17 protein-coding genes are annotated in these 22195 nt (G+C 47.0%); 15 read left to right on the forward strand and 2 right to left on the reverse strand.

Annotated elements, in window-relative coordinates:
* Window positions 1-3 precede the first annotated feature (3 nt).
* Window positions 4-3474: a class I SAM-dependent DNA methyltransferase gene (locus tag H8S84_RS19840; protein ID WP_187069159.1), complete on the reverse strand. Its 3471-nt coding sequence runs from the start codon at window positions 3472-3474 to the stop codon at window positions 4-6.
* 1411 nt (window positions 3475-4885) lie between these two features.
* Here H8S84_RS19840 and H8S84_RS19845 point away from each other — a divergent pair.
* The 3 genes from H8S84_RS19845 (at window position 4886) to H8S84_RS19855 (ending at window position 9633) form a co-directional block, all read left to right on the forward strand.
* Window positions 4886-6514 (forward strand): RNA-binding domain-containing protein, encoded by a 1629-nt coding sequence (locus H8S84_RS19845; RefSeq protein ID WP_187069160.1) that lies wholly within the window; start codon window positions 4886-4888, stop codon window positions 6512-6514.
* Window positions 6515-6655: 141 nt separating this feature from the next.
* Complete coding sequence (locus tag H8S84_RS19850; protein ID WP_187069161.1) at window positions 6656-8569, forward strand: Piwi domain-containing protein; 1914 nt, start codon at window positions 6656-6658, stop codon at window positions 8567-8569.
* An 11-nt stretch (window positions 8570-8580) separates the two neighbouring features.
* The gene (locus tag H8S84_RS19855) at window positions 8581-9633 is read left to right on the forward strand and encodes an SIR2 family protein (RefSeq protein WP_187069162.1); all 1053 of its coding nucleotides are present in this window, start codon (window positions 8581-8583) and stop codon (window positions 9631-9633) included.
* A gap of 199 nt (window positions 9634-9832) precedes the next feature.
* Here H8S84_RS19855 and H8S84_RS19860 read toward each other — a convergent pair whose 3' ends face one another.
* On the reverse strand, window positions 9833-10120 hold the full coding sequence (locus tag H8S84_RS19860; RefSeq protein ID WP_199111660.1) for a helix-turn-helix domain-containing protein: 288 nt from the start codon (window positions 10118-10120) through the stop codon (window positions 9833-9835).
* Window positions 10121-10198: 78 nt separating this feature from the next.
* Here H8S84_RS19860 and H8S84_RS19865 point away from each other — a divergent pair, with 78 nt between their 5' ends.
* From H8S84_RS19865 to H8S84_RS19915, 12 genes are all read left to right on the forward strand, one after another.
* On the forward strand, window positions 10199-11023 hold the full coding sequence (locus tag H8S84_RS19865) for a hypothetical protein (RefSeq protein ID WP_187069164.1): 825 nt from the start codon (window positions 10199-10201) through the stop codon (window positions 11021-11023).
* Window positions 11024-11268: 245 nt separating this feature from the next.
* Entirely contained in the window at window positions 11269-11652 is a 384-nt protein-coding gene (locus tag H8S84_RS19870; RefSeq protein WP_187069165.1) for an ArsR/SmtB family transcription factor, read from the forward strand.
* A complete protein-coding gene (merTP, locus tag H8S84_RS19875) occupies window positions 11649-12287 on the forward strand; it encodes a mercuric transport protein MerTP (protein ID WP_187069166.1) in 639 nt (212 codons plus the stop codon). The genes H8S84_RS19870 and merTP overlap by 4 nt, the downstream gene beginning before the upstream one ends.
* A 1-nt stretch (window position 12288) precedes the next feature.
* The gene (locus H8S84_RS20180; RefSeq protein ID WP_230407276.1) at window positions 12289-12501 is read left to right on the forward strand and encodes a GDCCVxC domain-containing (seleno)protein; all 213 of its coding nucleotides are present in this window, start codon (window positions 12289-12291) and stop codon (window positions 12499-12501) included.
* A gap of 270 nt (window positions 12502-12771) precedes the next feature.
* Window positions 12772-13200, forward strand: coding sequence for an HYC_CC_PP family protein (locus tag H8S84_RS19880; RefSeq protein ID WP_187069167.1), 429 nt, complete (start codon window positions 12772-12774; stop codon window positions 13198-13200).
* Window positions 13201-13354: 154 nt separating this feature from the next.
* On the forward strand, window positions 13355-14641 hold the full coding sequence (locus tag H8S84_RS20260) for an efflux RND transporter permease subunit (RefSeq protein ID WP_187069168.1): 1287 nt from the start codon (window positions 13355-13357) through the stop codon (window positions 14639-14641).
* 23 nt (window positions 14642-14664) lie between these two features.
* Window positions 14665-16563: an efflux RND transporter permease subunit gene (locus tag H8S84_RS20265; protein ID WP_187069169.1), complete on the forward strand. Its 1899-nt coding sequence runs from the start codon at window positions 14665-14667 to the stop codon at window positions 16561-16563.
* A complete protein-coding gene (locus H8S84_RS19895; RefSeq protein WP_187069170.1) occupies window positions 16550-17812 on the forward strand; it encodes a TolC family protein in 1263 nt (420 codons plus the stop codon). Before H8S84_RS20265 ends, H8S84_RS19895 begins: the two co-directional genes overlap by 14 nt.
* A gap of 80 nt (window positions 17813-17892) precedes the next feature.
* A complete protein-coding gene (locus H8S84_RS19900; protein WP_187069171.1) occupies window positions 17893-19197 on the forward strand; it encodes an efflux RND transporter periplasmic adaptor subunit in 1305 nt (434 codons plus the stop codon).
* 10 nt (window positions 19198-19207) lie between these two features.
* Window positions 19208-20413, forward strand: a complete 1206-nt coding sequence (locus tag H8S84_RS19905; protein ID WP_187069172.1) for an efflux RND transporter periplasmic adaptor subunit — start codon at window positions 19208-19210, stop codon at window positions 20411-20413.
* A 168-nt stretch (window positions 20414-20581) separates the two neighbouring features.
* The gene (locus H8S84_RS19910) at window positions 20582-21217 is read left to right on the forward strand and encodes a DUF3347 domain-containing protein (RefSeq protein ID WP_187069173.1); all 636 of its coding nucleotides are present in this window, start codon (window positions 20582-20584) and stop codon (window positions 21215-21217) included.
* A 240-nt stretch (window positions 21218-21457) separates the two neighbouring features.
* Window positions 21458-22195, forward strand: a 738-nt coding sequence (locus H8S84_RS19915) for a YncE family protein (RefSeq protein WP_187069174.1), incomplete at its 3' end; no start/stop codon positions are given.

Here is a 22195-nt window from a genome sequence, read left to right on the forward strand (position 1 = left end):
AGATTATCTTATATACTGTGCCTGCCCTGTTTTTCTTAATAAGCCTAACCCATGTAGTGTTTGAAGCAAACTATCGATCTGCTGCAGACGCTGCGGTTGCTGCTGTTTTGACGCAGGTTTGAACTGGTGCAGCAGGTCGTCTGCGGTGGCCGGGCGCTCGTGTAGTTGCAGAGCTCGTTGCACAGCCTGTGCCTGCTCTGTAAGCGTTTTAGGCCAGGCTAGGGTTTCTTTGGCGGTGGCTTTTATAGTTTTGGCTTTTGCTTCTATACCCATGTCGGTTTGCTGGGTGCCTTGCGGGTTCTGGTACGCGGGGCGGAGCCAGCGGATGTGGCCGCGAGCTTCTTCGGCGGCGCGCTCTTTGTTTAGCGCAACCAGGCGTTCGAGTATCTCTTCTTCGGGCAGGTTGGTGGGCCAACTATAGGCGGCGGCTACGGCGGCATCTAATTCGGTGTGCAGTTGCAACAGTATACTTACCAGCCCTTGTTCGTGGGTTTTCTGCTCTTTGGCATTCAGCGGCTCTCCCGACCGAAGTTTCTCGAGCACGTTATACATGTCGGTTATAGTTAGGGTGGGGTGCTGCGCCTGCCGCTGCTTGCGGTGCGCGTCCAGCTGCTCGGCTATACTTCGGATCTGCTCCTGCTGCGTTTCGGTGGCGGCAGGGAAGGGAAAGGTTTCGAAGCAAGTAGTTTTTACATAAACCGGAGTATTTCCACCTAAATCTGCTCCAGCTGCTAAAGCCCAAGTAACATGGTATTTGCTTGACATCACTCCAAGGAAGTATGGATCTTCCAAAGCTATAGCTAATAATTTATTGTCAGCAAGTACAGATTTATCAATAAAAGTAAAGAAGCGATGTTTAGAAGTCTCTACTGTAGCTAAGTATCTTTCAAGACCTTTTAGAGCTGGTCTAAAGTTACCCCTTGCTTCTCCATGAATCCACCAATTTTTCCTATATGATTCTCTATTATTCTGATCTCTTTCCGGTTTTACTCTCTCATATACCCATTGATAAACTTCGGGAAATTTTGTTCTTACTTCATCTATAGTTAAACCAAATAGATCAATAACCATAACTTCACGTGGTTTGCTGGTTAAGTCTCTTCCGTTTCTATAATTTCTAATGAAGTTTTCTATTTCAGGTATTCTTCCATACCCTAATTCTTCAGCTTTACTTTTCTCAACTATAAATCCTGCGCCTATAAGTTGAACACCACGACTGCATAAATTTTCATTTGCCTTTAAAGTCTTAGCTGAAACTATAGCTGCACCGATAGTAAAATCAGGATGAACTTTACCTTGTTTCTCTTTAAAACTAACCTGCACTTCAAGTCCATCAGTTTTGCTTTCTGAAACTATAGATAAGAGCCTACCTATAGTTTCTCCTTTTTCAGCTACACTCATAGCAATTTCTACAGCTGCACCATCAGCACTATCTACCCAAGGATGATCAGGAATGGCAAGTGTGATGGATAGCGGTGGTTTTGCCTGCATCTGTGCTTCTATCACGCGGCGGTTAAAGGTCTGTTTTATACTATTGGTAGTAATAAACCCGAAACGTTCTGCCTTGTCAGCACGAACAAGTTCAGCAGCTTTATGCCACCAGAACATCACGAAATCTGCACTCTCCGGCACAGCGCCTTTGTATACTTTTCGGAGTGCTTCGGTATAGCCATCTCCCAAGGCTTCGCGCATACGGGCAGGGCCAATAAACGGCGGGTTGCCAACTATAAAATCGGCTTCGGGCCAGGTGGCGGGTTTGGGGTCAAGGTAATCGTAAACTATAGTTCGGGCGGTTTCGTCGGGTACTTCCTGGCCGGTAACCGGGTGCGGCTTGGTGCTGTGGCCGTCCCAGCGGGTAACAGGCTGGCCATTGCTGTCGAGGCGTGGTTTGCGGTCGGTGTAGCTCAGCACTGCGTCCTGCTGCTTTATGTTGCCGTACTCGCGAAGTATAGGGTTGCTCAGGCGGGTGGCCGAGCCGTGTGCCCGAAAGTGCCACTGCAAATATCCGATCCAGAGCACCACGTCGGCAATGGCTGCAGCGCGCGGGTTTACTTCCAGGCCCAGCAGCTGCGCCGGCGTTACGGTAAAGCCGCCTGTCATGTCCATCTTTAACTGGCGCGGGAAATGCTCCAGGTACTCCAGTACTTCGCCTTCCAGCCTTTTGAGGTGCTCCAGGGTGACGTACAAAAAGTTGCCGCTTCCGCAGGCCGGGTCCAGCACGCGCACCGAGCACAAACGTCTATGAAAGCTCTCGATCTCTTTGCGTGCTCCGGCTTCGTCGCCGCTGTCTTCCAGTATAGCAGATGCGGTGCGGGCAGCTTCCCACTCTTCGCGCAGCGGCTCAATTACGGTTGGCATTACCAGGCGCTCCACGTAGGCGCGGGGCGTGTAGTGGGCACCTAGTTTGTGGCGCTCGCGCGGCTGCAACGCCCGCTCTAGCAACGTACCAAAAATAGCAGGCTCCACATCCGTCCAACTTGCATCAGCAGCATCGATCAGCAGATCCAGCTGCGCTTCGGAGATAGGTAAGGCTTCCGGGTTTTTAAACAGGTAGCCGTTAAACTGTGGTATTTCTCTGTGCAGCGCCGGTGCAAAGCCTCCTTTATCCATGTTCTCCCAAAGGGCTTTCAGCGCACTCGGGAAATACTGAATGTTCTGACGGTACAGCTTCAAGAGCTCTTTAAAAGAATCTTTTGGTAACAGCTCCACATCTTCGGCAAACATGGTAAACAAACAGCGCATCAGAAAACCCGACACCTGCTCCGGTGTATAGCCGGTGTTCTCCAACGAGGCTGCCAGTTTTGCCAGCCGTTCGGCCAGCGCACGTGTTACGCGGGCGGCACGTCGGCTCGGGTCCAGCTCCAGCGGGTCGGTAAAGAGCAAACGCAGGCGCTCGCGCACGTCGGGCTGGGCCAGTTCTTCTAAGGTTACTCTATAGTTCTGCGGGTCCGGAAACGGCACATAGGTCTTTCCCTGCCGCGCAAAGTCAGCATACAGATCAATGCAATAGCCCACATCCACCACCGCCAGGAACGGCGGCCAGCCTTCGGTAGTCGGCAAAGAGCGGGCGTAGCGCAAGGCCTGTTCCTTGGCCTTTTTCATTTCGCGGTCCCAGGTGCGGGTGTCGCGGGTGGCGGTGCCGGTTTTGGTCTTTGCCCGTTCTCCGCCCAGTAGTTCGGCTTCGGTTATACTTGCCTTGTCGGCGCCCTGCTTGGCTTCGAGCACAAAGCAGTCTTTTTTATATAGATCAATAAAGTTGGTGCTCGTCTTGCCTTCGCCATCGTCAAACACTACGGGCCGCTCAAAAGTATAGTAGGCTTCGTGCACCTTGTCGGTGGCCGGCTGCGGTTTCTCCACGCCCAATAACTCGCACAGCTCGGACAGAAACAGTTGGTAGTTGGCGCGTTCCGAAGCGCCGGAAGCTTTCCAGCGGGTGATGAAGTTTTGGATGGCTAGGGTAGGGGCAAGGCTCATGCGGGTATTGTAGTTTGCTTTCCGGTGGACTGATCTTTTACAGGATGCAGTATAGGAAAAAAGCGGGAGAAAATATAGAGCTTGCTGCATACAAGGAGTCCCTTTGCGGCGGCAAGTACCGGAAAAGTAAACGGATATGTTGACCGGAAGGCGCACTCCGTCAACCTATCTGTTGACCGGATGCGGTTCGAGCAGCCCGCCTTTTGTCGGATAAAGGAGGCTTATGTCGGATAAATGTCGGATAAAACGTGCGCCCGACTACGGTTGGCACATAGGCATTTTGTCAAGTTTTTCTGTTGTTAAACTTGACAAAATGCCTTGATCTATATTTCCGCGCTGAAGCGTAGCCGGATTGCTGCTTACCATCACAAGCGTAATGTAAACTGTGGTTTACAAAGAAGCAGGTTTTTGTAAACCACAGTTTACATTACGGGCGAAGTAACCCTGCTAGCAAGGCTGATTCTTGATGTAGCTGCGGCCGCAAACACGGATTCCGTCCTGGCATTGCGGTTGACGGAACTTCCGGCGCATTCCGCACTGACCGGAAAAGTCTGGTTTGCGGTGTCGCGGCGCTGCATACGCGCCCTTACGGACTAAAATGCAGGCGCGACAGTTTACGGCGGTGTCACGACATATTGTGGTGCCGCCGCGACAGACGCAAACGGCACAGCGGTAACCGGTATTTTCAAGCGGTAACCTGCCTGCTGCATGCGGACTCCATTGAAGCATGCATTGCTTTGGCACACAGCGATTTAGGAAATTTGCTGATTAGTTAGTCCGCAAGTACGGAATTGCGAGGTGATCTGCCGCCGCTGCAGAAACGGTTACCGCTTTTTGCTCCGCATTTGCTGTAACCGGCAGCAATTGTTGCACATATTACAAAATGCTGCAAATGTTACCAGTTACTGCTTTTTGTAGCGCTTGGCGCACAGTGATTTACATGCTTTAACTCCGGTGCGCACTGACAGCGGCGGACTTTGTCCGCAACGGACGTGCCGGCCGTAAACATGTACATTTTCCCACCGCGCCACCGCCTTTTCCGCTCCATGATCTTACCGGCCAAGCATCACGCAAACTGCGGATGCGGCGCCATCCGTCCGACGCTCGCGCTCAGGCGATCAAGAAAAAGGGGGCTGGGGCAAACATTTTTTTGATAACTTCATTTTCATCGCTTTTTTGTCGTCCCCAGATCTCCTGCTCGCGCTGTCTGATTATAGTGATAGTAACACTTTAAATGAAAATGACCCTGTAAATGACCCTGTAAATGACCCTGTAAATAAAGCAGGGTGATGCTACAGAAATTAGGCGCCTTCCTTGACGGTAGCAGCGGCGGCTAGCGAAACTACTGCCTACTCTGAAATGCGCATCTTCAATAGTTGCTCATCCGGTCCGTTGGTGTTACTTTTACCTTATGCCGCTACACGTAAACATAGAAGACCTGCTGCACCACCGCTCCGTAGAGTCAGACCGCATTGAGTTCAAGGAAGGCTGGAACCCCGATGCCATTTACCGATCCGTCTGCGCCTTTGCCAATGACTTTGACAATGCCGGCGGCGGCTACATCATTGTGGGAATCGTGGAGCAGGACGGCGTGGCAAAGCGCCCGGTGAAAGGGCTGGCTTCTGCCGAAATTGCCGAAATACAGAAGAAGATGATCGGGTTCAACAACCTGATCAGGCCAATCTATAACCCCAAGGTATTCATAGAGGAAGTGGATGGGCAGCAGATCCTTATTATCTGGGTTCCCGGCGGCTCTAGCCGCCCCTACGAAGTGCCCGAGCAGGTTACCGCCAACCAGAAGAGGTATGCCTACTATGTGCGCCGATACGCAAGCTCCGTCAGGGCAGACCAGGAGACGCAGCAGGAGCTTATCAGCCTGGCCAACCAGGTTCCCTTCGATGACCGCGCCAACACGCAGGCGAGCCTAGACGACATCTCTATGGTGCTTGTGGAAGATCATCTAAGGAAGGTCGGCAGCAGGCTACATAATTTGACAGGGATGATGGATAAGGTCGATGTTTTGGAGCAAATGCTACTTATTGAAGGCCCTCCGGAGCATCGTTTCCCCAGAAATGTGGCCCTGATGATGTTTAACGAGCAGCCTGACAGATTCTTCCCAGCCACCTGGGTGGATGTGGTTTCTTTCCCGAAAGGGGAGGGCTATCCGGAGTTCACGGAGTTCCCTAGGATAACAGGGCCTGTGCCGTCGATGATCCGCAGGACGCTGGACCTGCTCAAAACGAATTTCCTTCAGGAAAAGGTCATCAAGCAGCAGGGCAGGGCTGAGTCGGTCCGTATCTCAAACTACCCCTACGCCGCCCTGGAAGAGGCAATCGCCAATGCGCTTTATCACCGGGACTATCAGGTACGGGAGCAGGTCGAGATACGCATCACACCGACATCCATCGTCATCCTGAATTACGGTGGTCCGGACCGCTCTATCCGGCAGGAAGACTTGGACACTGGCAAGATCAGGCCGCGGCGCTACCGGAACCGCCGACTGGGCGATTTCCTGAAAGAACTTGACCTGACAGAGGGCAGGGCGACGGGCATACCGACCATCAAACGAACGCTTGATGCCAACGGCTCCCCTGAGCCGTCCTTCAGGACTGACGACAGCCGTTCTTTCTTTGAGGTTGAGATCTTTTGCCATCAGGCTTTCTTAGGTGCAAGCTTAGTCGTTAACGACCAAGGCAGCGACCAAGCTAACGACCAAGCTAAGCACAAACATAAAATTGTGGAAGCTTTCAGATATGTTACTGGTGCAGATGCAAATTCAGATTTGGAGAGCATGGTAAATGAAATAGGAGAGGAGTTAATGAAGGTGCTAGAGTTTGCAACCAAGCCAGTAAAGCGAAAAGAGATACTGGAGCAAGGATTGGGATTAGCCAACCACACAGACAACGCAAGAAGGTACTTTGATCCATTGCTTGAGCTAGGCCTACTGGACCGGACAATCAAGGATAAGTTGAGCAGTCCACAGCAACAGTACTACACAACCGAAAAAGGGAAGGCCTTGATGGAGTATACCTCTAGGTAGTGTGAATAAAAGTGTACCTTATAAAGTCAATGCTTAGCAATGCTATGGGGAAAGGCAACTATTTAGAGGCACAATTATCTGCTTAACCCTTACAAAGGATTAAAACAAGTAGAAATATATCTTCAATAAGAACTGAAATTGATGGCAGAGATTAAGCTAAACTTTTTACCGATAGAGCAGCGTGACTTCTCATTCCGAGTTTATAGAAAACTGAGAACAGATACAGTTGTCAATGATGACACGCTCTACACATATTCACTGCCAACTGATAAAAATGCTTCGAGAGATAGAACCGGATATTTGATCTCGTTTCATCAAAGAGAAGGTTTTGAACCTTACGATGTGTTCTTTTTAGAATCTCGCGATTTAACGAAGAAGCTCTTAACAGTAAAACTAATTGATCAACTCCGAAAGAGTTCATCTTTACCGTTTAATCTAGCGGAGTCTAAATATAATGGGGATAGAATTGAGTTTACATTAGATGAGCTCAGCCATGGCCGTAGAGTCATATTTTTAATGCCCTATTTTTTAGAGTCAAAGGGTAAATATGGGTTTCTTGTTGATTATAAGTTTATTAAAAATGCAGATGTGCCTTTTGATAAAGAAGTACAAAAGCTAAGCTTAAGTTTAGATAAAGCAGGTAACAGTAACAAGAACTATTACACTGACAAATACCGTCTTTTACAATCTTTTCTTCGAAGCGCTTACAATGACTTTCAGAGTTTCCCGATCACCGATGATTTGGAAATAACAGTAAGCCACGCGTTATGTGCCATGCAGTGCATGCAATTAGGAAAAAAGGAATACATGTTTCATCATAGCAGTACTTCTTACTCTCAATTTCAGGGTATAAGAAACTACGGCCCCTATAAACGAGTGAGCGCAAGCACGCAGTTTATCTTTATTTTCGAAGACAAATATAGGTCCTTTGCGAATGATCTATACTTGAGCCTAGTTGGGAAACTTAACCCCGGTACATTTCCAGGACTAGAAATCATGTTTAAGCTTGATTTTGGACTTGATAGTGTCAAACGTATACAGCTTGAAGATTACAGCAAACAGGCTTTGCTTAAAGCTGTAGAAAAAGTCAAAGACTTTAAGCGACAGAGCCCCGAAACAAAGTTTATAGGTATCTACATTGAAGATTACTCATCTGAAGACAAGGATGAAACAGCATCAGAGAATTACTACTTTTTGAAGTATCATTTTATAAAAGAGAATATTGCACTGCAGGTGGTAAATTACAGGAAACTTGGCGCTAAAAATGCCCTTAAGTGGTCGACATCTAATCTTGCGTTGCAGATATTCTCAAAGTTGGGAGGCATTCCTTGGCTAGTAAAGCCAAATAACAGCAACTGCTTGATACTGGGGATAGGCAGTTCACACAAAAGAGATCCTAAAACAAAAAAGACCACGAAATATTTTGCTTATACAGTTTGCTTGGACTCAAGCGGGCTCTACAAAAGTTTAGATATTTTGGCTGAAGCTGTTGAAGAAGAATCTTACTTAGAGCAGTTGAAGAAAAATCTAGTCATCCTTTTACAGTCTGGTAAATTCGATAGCTATAAAACTTGCGTATTACATCTCCCTTTCAAAATTAAACGGTCTGAAATAAAGGCCTTAACTCAGGCTGTAGAGCAAGTTAAACAGATGAACTTTGTAGCCATAAAAATTAACTTGGATAACAAATTCTTTGGTTATAGCAGCCATAATACCTTAGTTCCCTATGAGAGTAGCTACGTGCAGCTTTCTAAGAGAGAGTTTCTCATATGGTTCGAAGGACTTCTCTACGGTAAAGAGGTGGTTGATAAGAGATTGTCCAACCCGGTTCACTTAGAGTTTCTGAATCTTACGGATAATAATGAGCCCAATAGTCGGGATTACCTTCAGGATGTACTGAATTTATCGGGTGCAAATTGGAGAGGTTTCAACTCTAGATCAGTTCCAATATCAATCTATTATTCTAAAATCATTACAGAATACACAAAGGCTTTCGAGGAGCTAGAGGAGTATGACGAAGGGGCCATCTCAAATGACAGACCTTGGTTCTTGTAAAAACTGTGACTATGGAGATCAAAGGTGAGCATCTGCTCTTTTTATTTGGCGCTGGTGCCAGCGTAGACGCCAATATTCCTATTTCTAATCACATGGTAACCCATATAGAGAAATTGATTGATGAAAAGGAAGAGTGGCAACAGTATAAGGATCTATACTACTATCTAAAAAGTAGTATTCATTACTCTGACGGTATATTTGGTAGATTCGGAGAGACCTTCAATGTAGAGAAACTGCTTGTTGTAATTACAGAGATAGAGAAACGAGACAAGAATATCATGTATCCCTTCATAGGGGCATGGAATATCCGTCTGTTAGACTTAGCTGGCAGCAATTTTGGCAATATCACAAAGCTAAAAAACCTGATAAGGAAGCAACTGAATGAGTGGGTGAGAATCAAGAATTATGACAATGCCAGCTATTATGAAGCGTTTGACAGTCTACAAGGGGAAATAGGCGAACTCATTAAAGTCTTTACTTTGAATTATGATCTGTGTTTTGAAAGAGTAGTAGGTCGAACTCGGAACGTAGAGGTAGGGTTCAATAAAGGAACCAGAGATTGGCACTTTTCAAATTTTGAGAATACGGAGGGCAAGCACTTCTTCCTGTACAAGTTGCATGGATCAATTGATTGGTACACAGAGAATGAGAAGCTCTATATAAGTGATGACCCTGTGGATGATCCGGAACTAATTTTTGGGATACAGCATAAAATGACATCTGTTGATCCCTACTTTTACTATTCATCTGAACTTAGAAGGGCCTGCATTAATGATGCAAAGCTGATTGTGACAATTGGGTATTCGTTCGCAGATGAGTATGTCAATGTAATTTTATCACAGGCACTGAAGCAAAAAAGCCATGTTAGATTGCTTTGTGTAGGACCTGTATGGAACGATGACAAAGAAGCGGAAAGAAAATCTATCGCATTAAAATTATCTTTACCTGAAAATACCAATCAGATTATAGTGGAAAGTGAGAAAGCCAAGCCATTTATGGGTAATATTTTAAATAAGGATTATTTAGCTAGTTATATGGCAGAACCTGATAATGTACCTTTCTGACATATCTTCAATTCTATTTAACATAAGAATAATTATAAGACTTCTTATTATACTTTAATTGAGCGCCTTTTTATCTATTAAGATTTAAGAAGGTCAAAATCATGTCAACAAAGTATATATGCCTGTTATTGGTATTTGTGCAAGCACCACTTGCATTAAAAGCTATGGGCTATCGTTCAAGGTAAGCTTTGATGATCAGTTAGAGCATCGATGCATCACCTGCAGGTGCTACATCTTCAAACCCTTCGGAAAAGAACTCAGCTAGCGAGATTCCAAAGTAGCGACAAACAGCTTCTAAGGTAGAAAGTGTGATGTTGGCCCGTCCTGACTCGAGCCGTGCCAGGTGGATACCCGTATCATGAAAGAAGGCTTCAAGCGTCACCCCTTTATGCTCTCTGAGTCGCTTAAGGCGTACAGCCGTGGCCTTGATGAGCTGTTCGTTTCTAAGTCTTGCCATCCTGGGATGCAAGCTGTAAAAACGTGGCATTCTTTATAATGACATATATGTCATTATAAAGAAGTTGTGCTTATCTTTACAACATGATGCACCCTTAACAGCAAGGACATGATAACAGAGCAATCTCCAAGACTGACCTTTAAAAGAAAAAGCCGCAAGCGCATTGAGGAAATGTGCCGGCAGTACTGGACATTTATAAAAACCCAGCAACACGCAACATCTTTTACTTATACCTTAGAAGCGCTGGCCAACGAGAATCGCTGCGATGTTACCAGTGTGGAGCACACTGTAGCACTGGCCTGTAAGGCTGAAATCTCATGTAGCCTCTGTCATAGCCTTATGCTTGTTGCTAATCGCCGGAAGTTGATTGCTTTGCGCGCAGCAGGCGAACATGCCGTAAACTGCGACGACTGTACTGACTACTTGCGTGTCAACTACAAGAGTTTGTTTGACCTGGAACAACAACCTGCCTATACGAGGCCAGTCATTAATGTTAACCACCCGAAGCACGCTTTTTTCGGCAAGCTGCTAAGTTATTTCCCAAGAGTATATCCGAACCTGGCGCCCTCTACCTTCATTCATCATCGTTCCCCTGTCTATCCTACCAAGGACGATGCATGGTTTGATTATTTTCTGAAGACCAGGGTAACTTTTACCATCTGTAATGCTAAAAATGAGCCAATAGCCATCATAGATTGGCCATCGGGTGAAGGGGAGAATTCCAAAGAAACGATGATGAATTATAAGCGGCGCCTGATGCTAAAGTCTGGTATTAAGTATTATGTCTTTCCAAATGACGAACATACCTTTTTAGCTGAGGCTGAAACACTAAGAATGCGTTGTTTTCTTTCAGTACTTCCTCATAGCTTGGAAGATATACTTTCAGCCACTCAAAAAAGAGAAATCCTATTTTACCAGCTGCCACAGAATTAATACTGTCACTCCGATTATCTCTATCCTGAAAACTGCGGGTGATCAATTACTGCTCTATATATAAGACAAACCGCAGGATTGTCTAGGTTATTACTGTCATGTAGTCAGTATTATTTAAGTTGAATATTCCAGTGATTAAACTTCATAGCATGAGCGATAGATTAGGGGTATTTAAGCATTTGCTTAAATACTTAAAATGAGCTACCTTTGAACAGTTTTGTCTTTAAAAGATAAATGTTCAGCATATGAAGCAAAAGAAACAAACAGCATGCATTAGAGTTTTTGCCAATGAAAAACAGCTCAACTCCTGTAAGCGCAGAATGGAAGAACTAAGAGATCCTTTGGGGTCTGTCGCCAGCGCTTTGAACCTGGCAGGAAACGAGGTTCGCCTTAAAATGCTGTTTTTACTGAAGGAAGAAGGCGAATTATGCCCCTGCGATCTAAGCGACATTCTCTCTATGTCCGTCCCAGCTGTTTCCCAGCACTTGCGCAAGCTCAAGGATGGTGATTTAGTCACCACGAAAAAGATAGCTCAAACAGTTTTCTATGCACTCACCCCCGAATCAGAGATATTACTCCAGCCACATTTTGACTTCTTTACAAACCAAACCGTTAAGAGCGCTTTATGAAAACCCAAGAAAACTCCCTGAAAAGCAGTGGTGCACCTACCGAAAAGATATGGCTTGGCACCAGTCTAGTTGCGGCTTTGGGTGCTTCCCTATGCTGTATTACGCCTCTAGTGGCGTTAGTTGCCGGTACTACCAGTAGTTTAGCTGTCTCCTTTTCCTGGCTGGAGCCGTTGCGCCCTTACCTTATTGGATTGACAACACTTGTGCTGGCCTTTGCGTGGTATCAAAAACTCATGCCGAGCAAACAAGTTGACTGTGATTGCAAAACGAACCTTAAATCAAATTTTATGCAAAGCAAAACCTTTTTATTCCTAGTGTCTCTTTTTGCCGCAGCCATGCTGGCATTTCCTTCCTATGCGCAAATATTTTACCCACAATTACAAGGACAGCAAACAACTGCTGATAAATCAAATGTGCAAATTGTGGAAATTAAAATTAAGGGCATGACCTGTGCTGGTTGTGAAGGTCATGTAAACAGTGAAGTAAATAAGCTAGCGGGTATTTTAAAGGTAGAAACTTCTTATGCCGATGGTAACACGCTGGTCAAGTTTGACAAGACCAAAACAGACGTAAAGCAGATTGAGAAAGCTGTAAGCGCCACAGGCTACAAAGTAACTCAAGTTAATCTGAAATAAAATGTCTGCTACTATACGAGTATCTACCATTACCTGCCCTAGTTGCGGGCACCAGAAAGAAGAGCAAATGCCTACAGACGCTTGCCAGTACTTCTATCAATGCCAACAATGTGACGTTATTTTGAAGCCCAAGCCGGGAGATTGTTGCGTGTTTTGCAGCTACGGCACCGTACCGTGCCCACCTATCCAAGAAGACAAAAGCTGCTGTAGATAAGCCTTCCCAAACGGCAATAAAGCCACCTTCGAACAGTAGGTTTTAATATAGCTTTCCTATTGGCTTTCGCTGATTTGTGCAAAAATAAAGACAATCAATAGGTGGAGGCAATCAGAAAGAACTTCCCTCTATTTACTGATTACAAGCATCTTATGAACGTCTGGCACGATAAAGAGAGAGCAACACTCCATAAATATGTAAAAGTTTTTTAGAATTCTGTAAAAATAATTACGCGTTTGCTCCTACCTTTGCCGTAGCGTAACTATAACCATGAAGCTACTTAAGCGGATCCTATTACTCACCCTAGCCCTGCTGGTGCTCGTCTCCTCGACAGGCATTTCGGTGGGCATGCACTTGTGCAGCGGGGAGTTAGAAGATCTTGCCTTCTTTGGGGCTAAAGCAGATTGCCCGATGGAGCAGGAAAAAGAAACGCTGCCACCCTGCCACCAGGTTCCTGCCTCAGCTGCTGCTGAATGCTGCGACGACCATACACTGGTTTTCGAGCATGATAATGCAACTCCCGATTCAAAACCGCTTTTACTTACCAAAACCCTGGACCTGAAATTTGTAGCCGCTTTTAAAGTCGTTATACTTCAGTTCTTCACTCTTGAGGCTGATCCTAAGCCTGCTTACGCTTTCTACGAAGCTCCCCCACTGGCTCGCGACATACCGGTGCTGGTGCAATCCTTCCTGCTATAACCTTTACTTTCCGGATGCTATCGTTTGGCTGGCGTAGCTGTGTCTTTTCCGGAGGCTAGCGGCTACTATGCCTATACTTTCTTCTTCGGCATCCCTTCTTACTTGTCATTTTACTGTGACACCTCATTATTTGTTAAGGTTTATTTAAACTTACATGATTGCGAAATTAATTTCCCTTTCGCTCCGTAACCGTTATATCGTGCTGCTCATTTCAGCGGCGCTCTTCGGCTGGGGCTTATATTCGGTACAGACAAACAAGGTAGATGCTATCCCAGATTTGTCTGAGAACCAGGTGATCGTTTTTACAGAATGGATGGGCCGCAGCCCGCAGATCATCGAAGACCAGATCACCTACCCGCTTGTAACCAACCTGCAGGGTTTGCCCGAGGTGAAATATGTGCGCGGCAGTTCCATGTTCGGAATGAGCTTTATCTATGTCATTTTCGAGGATGAGACCGATGTGTACTGGGCCCGAGAGCGGGTATTGGAGCGCCTTAGTTCAGTAGGCAATATGCTGCCCGAAGGCGTTGCCCCTACCCTTGGCCCCGACGGAACTGGCGTAGGTCACATCTTATGGTATACCCTGGATGCCCCCGGCATGGACCTGGGAGAGCAGCGCGCTATCCAGGACTGGTATGTAAAATTCGGTTTGCAAAACGTGAAAGGCGTGAGTGAAGTAGCCTCGTTTGGTGGCTTCCAGAAACAGTACCAGATCACGCTGGACCCAAATAAACTAACCTACTATAAACTCTCTGTTCCGCAGGTTATTCAATCCATCCGGGCTAACAACAACGAGGCTGGCGGTCGCAAATTCGAGCTTTCCGACATCGGGTACATAATTAAAACTACCGGTTATTTACAGTCGGCTGAAGAAATACAGAACATTGCAATTGCTACGAACAATACCATTCCGGTGCGGGTACGCGATGTGGCAACCGTGCAGATGACAGGTGAAAGCCGCCTGGGTATATTTGACCTGAACGGTGAAGGCGAAGCAGTGGGCGGTATAGTAGTAATGCGCTACGGCGAGAATGCGGACGAGGTGATCGACAATGTAAAACTGAAGATGACCGAAGTAGCTAAAGGCTTACCGGAAGGCGTGAAATTCAACATCGTGTACGACCGCAGCGGCCTCATCAACGAGTCTATAGATTCTATCAAAAAGACGCTGATAGAGGAAATGCTGGTGGCTTCTGTGATCGTATTCCTGTTCCTGTTCCACTGGCGAAGTGCTTTGGTTATTCTCATCCAGTTGCCGCTTTCTGTTGCCATCGGTTTTATACTGCTTAACGCATTCGGTATCTCCTCCAACATCATGTCGCTGACAGGTATTGCCCTTTCGATAGGTGTGATTGTGGATGATGCCATTGTGATGGTAGAGAATGCTTACCGGCACCTAGCAGATGCACAGAAGGGTAAAGAATGGATGGAAGAGGATTAGTATCAGTTATTCAAAATTGAAAAATGAAATTATCAAAAGAAGATAGAATCCGGATCATCGAAAAGGCAGCCAAGCAGGTAGGACCAAGTGTGTTCTGGAGCACCGTAATTGTGATCACGTCGTTCCTCCCGGTGTTCCTGCTCACCGGCCAGGAGGGGAAACTGTTCGGTCCGCTGGCCTGGACAAAGACCTTTATTCTTATCGTGGACGCCATCGTAGCCATCACCCTCACACCGGTACTGATTTCCTTCTTCCTGAAAGGGAAATTCAAGGAAGATAACGCCAACCCGATCAACCGGGTACTGGAACGACTGTACGGGCCACTGTTGAGGTGGTGCCTGGAGTGGCGTAAAACCACCATCGGCGTCAACATCCTGGCACTGCTGGTAGCCATACCCATGCTTTTCAGTTTGGGTACCGAATTCATGCCGCCACTGGATGAAGGTTCCATCCTGTTTATGCCCGTAACGCTACCGGATATTTCCAACGCCGAAGCCAAACGCATTCTACAGGTACAAGATAAAATCATCAAATCAGTGCCGGAAGTGGAAAGTGTATTAGGAAAAGCAGGTCGCGCCAGCACGGCCACCGATAACTCCCCTATCAGCATGATCGAAACCATCATCATGCTTAAACCGCAGTCCGAGTGGCGCGAGGGCATCACCAAACAGGACATTATAAGCGAGCTGGACAGTAAGCTACAAATACCAGGTGTAGTGAACGGCTGGACCCAACCTATTATCAACCGCATTAACATGCTGGCTACCGGTATCCGCACCGATGTGGGTGTGAAAGTATATGGTCAAAACCTGGATTCAATAGCTGCGGTGTCTGAAAGAGTACGCGGTGCTTTGCGCGATGTGCCGGGTGTGAACGACCTGTACGTAGAGCCTATTACAGGTGGCAAATACCTCGAGATTGACATTAACCGGGAAGCGTTGAGCCGCTACGGTTTAACCATAGATGATGTAAACCTGATTGTAGAATCAGCATTGGGTGGCACTCCTATTGGCAATACCATTGAAGGCCGTCAGCGCTTTTCGATCAACGTGCGCCTGGCGCAGGAGTATCGCAACAGCGTGGACCGCATTCAGCGCATTCCAATCCAGACAGCTGCAGCAGGAACTATCCCATTATCATCGGTAGCAGAAATTCGGTTTACCGATGGCCCGCCCATGATCAACTCGGAGAATGCGCAGCTGCGTGGGGCCGTACTCTTTAACGTACGTGACCGCGATTTAGGAAGTACGGTAAAGGAAGCGATCGAAAAGATAAACCAGGAAGTAACGGGTATACCGGAAGGCTATTACCTGGAATGGAGCGGCCAATGGGAAAATCAGGTACGCGCCAATCAAACCCTGCAGCTCATTATCCCACTGGTAGTGCTGATCATCTTCTTCATTTTATACTTCTCTTTTAACTCCTTAAAAGAAGCCTTCTTTAGTCTGATTACCATTCCCTTTGCCCTGATCGGCGGGGTGTTCATCGTCTACTTCTATGGCGTGAATTTGTCTGTAGCCGTGGCGGTAGGCTTTATTGCCTTGTTTGGCATGGCTATCGAAACGGGGATGCTGATGGTGGTATACCTGAACGAAGCGATGAAGGAACTGACGGATACAAAAGGTAACTCCGATGAGACGATCACGAAGCAGGACATCCGCGACTATGTGTTTAAAGGGGCTGTGAAACGCCTACGACCTAAAATCATGACGGTATCTGTCTCGCTGTTCGGTCTGATCCCGGTGCTATGGGCAACCGGTGTAGGAACTGACGTGATGCTGCCAATCGTGCTGCCCTTGATTGGGGGTGTATTTACCTCTTCCATTCACATCCTGCTGGTAACGCCCGTGGTGTTTGAAATGACAAAAGAGTATGAACTTAAAAAACACGGTAAACTAGATATATACGATGTTAAGCATTAAGAAATTAAGTTGGTTGTGTGTGTTTGTGATGTTGCTGGCTGGCACTCCGGTGCTGGCTCAGCAGCAACAAATACTAAACCTAGACAGTGTGCTGCAGCGCATCAGCAACAATAACCCGATGTTGCAGCAGTACAATTACCGCGCAAAGGCGATGGATGCGTACGCGGAAGGCGCTAAAAGCTGGATGGCCCCGATGGTCGGTGCTGGCGTATTCATGGCCCCCTATCCCGGTGCTGAGATCATGGAAGAGCGCGACAAAGGTGCGTGGATGGTTTCAGCCGAGCAGGACATTCCAAACCCGATAAAGCAACGCGCGAAAGAAAAGTACATGAAATCCAGAGCTGGTATTGAGCAGGCAGCAAAGGATGTCACCTATAACGACCTGCGCGCCCAGGCCAAGACCGCTTATTACAATTGGGTGGTGCTTGAAAAACAGCTTGATGTATTAAAAGACAATGAACGCATTATGGAGTTTATGCTCAAGCTGGCACGAATCCGTTACCCCTACAGTCAGGGCAAGCTAGGCGGTGTTTACAAAGCGGAAGCCAGGCTGCACGAAGTGCAGAACATGCAGGTGATGACGGCTTCGCAGATCGAACAACAGAACGTGCAGCTCAACATTCTGATGAACCTGCCAAAGGATCAGAAGTATAAAATTGATACCACTATCGCTGTACCTGCGCCTGCTGCGCTTGCAGTTGATACCACTTACCTAGCGGGCGCCCGCAGCGACATCCGCCAACTCGACAGAACCATTCAGTCCATGCAGCTGAATGTAGAGATGGAAAAGAAAGAACGTTTGCCGGACTTTAAACTTCGCTTTGATCACATGTACCCGCGTGATGAGATGATGCCACAGCAGTTTACCGCGATGGGGATGATCTCCATTCCGATCGCACCCTGGTCGTCGAAGATGTACAAGGCCAACACCAAAGCCATGAACCTGGAGATACAAGCTATGCAGCGCGAGCGTGAGGCGATGCTAAACGAAGCGCAGGGGATGGCCCGTAACATGGCACTGGAGCTGAATACCATGCGAGAGCAGGTAGACAACTACAATAATAGAATCATACCGGCATTAAAGAAAAACTATGATGTGACCATACTGGCCTACGAGCAAAACAACGAAGAATTGCCTTTGGTAATCGATGCCTGGGAAGCTCTGAACATGGCGCAGATGGAGTATCTCAAGTTGCTGCTGTCTCTTTTTCAGATGACGGTAAGCTACGAGAAGGAGCTAGAAAGATAACTAGTGTATTGGGAAATGTGGATGAGTGAATGTTAAAGCTTTTCTCACACAATCCTGCTATTACTTATACAAAATTGAATATGAGACGATATTTGAACATACTCTTCCTGGTGGTAGGCTTTGCCGTGGCCGCCTGCTCCGTAGAAGAAAAAACACATGCAGAGGGGGAAACGGAATACACCTGTCCCATGCACCCGCAGGTAGTCAAAAGCGAACCTGGCTCCTGCCCTATCTGCGGCATGGACTTAGTTCCTAAAGCTGTACAAGGTGAAGGTGTTGAGCTAACCGAAGACCTTGCTTTTTTGTTAAAACCAACTAATACGACCGTAGTTTCTAACATTGCTATGATCAAACCTGTGCAAAAGACTGTGGAAGCCACAGTGCAGCTGGATGGCATTATCACCTACGATCCACGACGGGTTTATTCTGTTCCGGCGCGGGTAAGTGGTCGTATAGAGAAGCTATTCATCAAGTATAATTTCCAGCAGATCCGCAAAGGACAAAAGCTGATGGAAGTCTATAGTCCGGATCTGATCACGGCCCAAAAAGAGCTGCTGTACTTAGTGCAGTCGGCTCCGGAAGACAAGCAGCTGATCGTTGCTGCCAGGCAAAAACTACAGTACCTGGGTGCTACTACTGATCAGATCAACCGCCTGATCCGCACAGGGGAAGAAAGCTATACGTTCGCGCTTTACAGCCCCTACGATGGCTACGTGGTCGACCTGAACGCTTCGGCCCCTGCTGCTAGGGCAAGTGCCGCTACAGCACCAGCTGCCAGCGCTGGTGGGGGTATGGACGCCATGGGAGGTAGTAACGCTGCTACAACTCCAGCAGCCTCCAGTACGCCAGCTGGACAGGCCATACAATTGCGCGAGGGTATGTATGTAACTACAGGGCAACCCCTGTTGCGGGTAGTAAATGTTGCGCAGTTATGGGCAGAGTTTACTATTCCCCCAGGTAAGATGCAGTCATTAGCAAAAGGTTCTCCTGTGGTAATATCTTTTCCGCAAGTACCTGGTGAAAAGCTAAAAGCCAACATAGATTTCTTGCAACCCTTTTTTGATGAAGGAGAGAATTTTGCCAAGGCGCGCGTGTACTTGCCAGGCAATATGAAAGCTGCGATGGTAGGGCAACTGGTAAGTGGCCAGGCAACATATAGTACAGACACTGCCCTTTGGGTACCTAGTGTAGCAGTGCTGGATATAGGTACCAAGACCGTCGCTTTCATAAAAAGGAATGGCGTGTTTGAGCCAGTGGCGGTTACTACAGGTACGGATGTAGGCAGCAAGATCCAGATCACAGTTGGCTTAACGCAAGCGGATACAATAGCTGCAAATGCGCAGTTCCTGGTAGACAGCGAAAGTTTTATCAAGGTTCGAAACTAAAAAGAAAACCATGAGACGATATTTGAACATACTCTTCCTGCTGGTAGCCTTTGCCGTGGCTGCCTGCTCGGTAGAAGAAAAAACACATGCAGAAGGTGAAACTGCAACGTATACCTGTCCGATGCACCCGCAAATTGTGCAGGATAAACCGGGTACCTGCCCTATCTGCTTCATGGACCTGGTACCCGTATCCCAAACGGGTAAAGAGAATGGGGAACTGGTGCTGATGGAAAACCAGATCAAGCTAGGAAACATTAAAACCATGCGTGTTAAAGCTGGTTCCGTAGGTGGCAACGCTATACTTACCGGCAAGTTGGTACTGGATGAAACACAAACGGATGTGATCAGTAGCCGGGCTGCAGGTCGCATTGAAAAGCTGCACCTGAAAGAAAGTGGGCAAACGATCCAAAAAGGGCAACCGCTGTACGAATTGTATTCTGAAGAGCTTCTAACCCTGCAGCGCGAATACCTGCTGGCCCTGGCACAAAACCGTGAACTTGGGAATGAAAACCCAAGATTTGCTTCGTTTCTGGAAGCAGCCAAAAAGAAACTGCTCTTATATGGTTTAACCCAAGGTCAGATCAGGAGTTTGGCCAGAACCGGAAATGTAAGTTCCCGGATAACTTTTGTAGCTCCAGCCAGTGGTGTGGTTACCGAAGTTGCTGCTGCTGAAGGCCAGTATGTAGCTGAAGGTGGGGTGCTATATAGATTAGGTAAACTGGGCAAGATCTGGGTAGAAGCTGAAATTTATCCCCAGGAAGTGGCTAGTGTGAAAGAAGGTGATCCGATCAAGGTAGCAGTAGAAGGATTTGGAAAAGAGCTGGTAACGGCAGAGGTTACTTTTATCAGCCCGGAATTTCGGGCCGGTAGCCAGGTAGCGATACTACGTGCTGAATTGCCAAATCCAAATGATCAGTATCTGCCAGGCATGCAGGCCAATATTATCATGCAAAACTCGGATGATGAAAGCCCTACACTGGTGCTACCGACTGATGCTGTCATCCGTGATGAAAAAGGGGCGCATGTGTGGGTGCAGTCCGGGAAAGATACTTTTAAAGCCCAAATGGTGACGCTAGGGGAAACAAGTGCAGACAATGTGGCCATCCTTTCCGGGTTAAAGGAAAACGATAAAGTTGTCGTATCCGGAGCATACCTATTGTATAGCGAGTTTGTGCTCAAAAAAGGTACTAACCCCATGGCAGGCCATCAACATTAAATTACTAATGTATTATGAAAGACTGTTGTAAGACTGGTGACCAAGCACCAGTTAGTAAGTGGCAAAAGTGGCTACGCTGGCTTGTTATAGGTACCGTCGCCGTTATTATACTTTTAGTGCTTATCAACCAATTTAAATAAATTTCTAACCCCTAATACTAACTACAAAATGAAAAAGACATTTGCAACAGCTGCCTTGGCATCCTTCCTATTTACTTCTTGCTCTGAAAATAAGCAGGAAGCGACTACCGCAACTACTGAAACAGAAAACCACGAACACCACGAAGGTATGGCGCACGGCGATGCGCAGCCTGCCGCAGGAAAAGTGGTCGTAGAAGTGCCGAACTATACGTCGGTGGCGAGCCCTGTAAAGGAGCAAATCTCTGCTGTAGTAGACAGCTATCTAAAATTAAAAGACAACCTGGTAGCTTCTGACGCGCAGCAGGCGCAGATGGATGCCAAAGCCATCGTATCTGCTGCTGAAAAAGTAGATGTATCGGCTTTACAAGGCGAACAGAAAACTTTTGCAGCAGAACGCCTGAGTGAGGTAACACAGGCTGCTTCTGCCATGGCCGAGGCTGCTGACCTGGATTTACAGCGTGCTCAGCTGGAGTTATTATCTGAAGCGACCTTTGCCCTGACCAAAGCGTTTGGTGCTGCTGATCAAGCCTTATACTACCAGCATTGCCCGATGGCCAACAACGACCAGGGAGCCTACTGGCTGAGCTCAAATAAAGAGATCCAGAATCCTTATTTTGGAGAGAAGATGCTGAAGTGTGGTAGCAACGAAGAAGTGCTTAATTAACATGAAAGAAGGGAGCAGTACTAAAAAGTGCTCCCTTCTTTATCATCTTTAGTCAAATCAGGAAGCAGGGCTTACGTTCTCGCAGCCCCTATCAAATTCATAACCTCATGCATAAATTCGGGACATCCTTTATTGGGGCCTTAGCACTTGCCGGTAGCCTAACAGGTTGTAATGACCTCATGGTACACGACGAGCAGATGACACCCTTGAACCTAACTTACCCGGCTGCTTTTGTCGTAAATGGGCTCGATAATATCAATTGCTGTTATCAGGCTAAGTGAAAATCAACTTTCAGAAACGATCAAACTACAGGATGCCGTAGCGCCCCACCACATATCGATAAGCCCTGATAAAACAACACTTGCTGTTGCGATCACTTCCACTGATTTAAGCGGCGGACATGGGGGTATGGATGACAGCGACAAGTCATTTAAGGTAATAATTCTGGATGCAGTAACCGGCTTAGTTAAGCAGACACTCCTTTTACCCAGTATGCCACATAATGCAGCATTCAATGCTGCCGGGAATGAGCTATGGCTCGGACAGCAAAATGAGAATTCTGGTACTGTGCTTGTATTTGATACAGCTGATTGGTCTATCAAAGCAGTAATCACTGTAGGCAAGGACCCTTCTGAAGTCACGTTCTCAACAGATGGTGCACTAGCCTTTGTTGCCAATACCAATGATGCATCCATCTCTGTGATTGATCCTTTGTCCAAGACAGTGTTAAAGACTCTTCAAGTGGGCAAGGAACCTGTAGGGGCCTGGCCGGCTAGTGATGGCAACATGTATGTAGATAATGAAAGTGCGCAGACAGTCAGTATCATCAATGTAGCATCTACAACGGTAACAGAAACACTTGCCTTAGGCTTTAAGCCAGGGTATGTTGCCTACCAGGACAACACGAAGGAACTCTGGGTAAGCAATGCCACTGATGGTGAAGTAGTGATCTATCAACGGGGAGCTACTGGCTGGCTG

Source organism: Pontibacter cellulosilyticus (genome assembly GCF_014306105.1).
Taxonomy (GTDB): domain Bacteria; phylum Bacteroidota; class Bacteroidia; order Cytophagales; family Hymenobacteraceae; genus Pontibacter; species Pontibacter cellulosilyticus.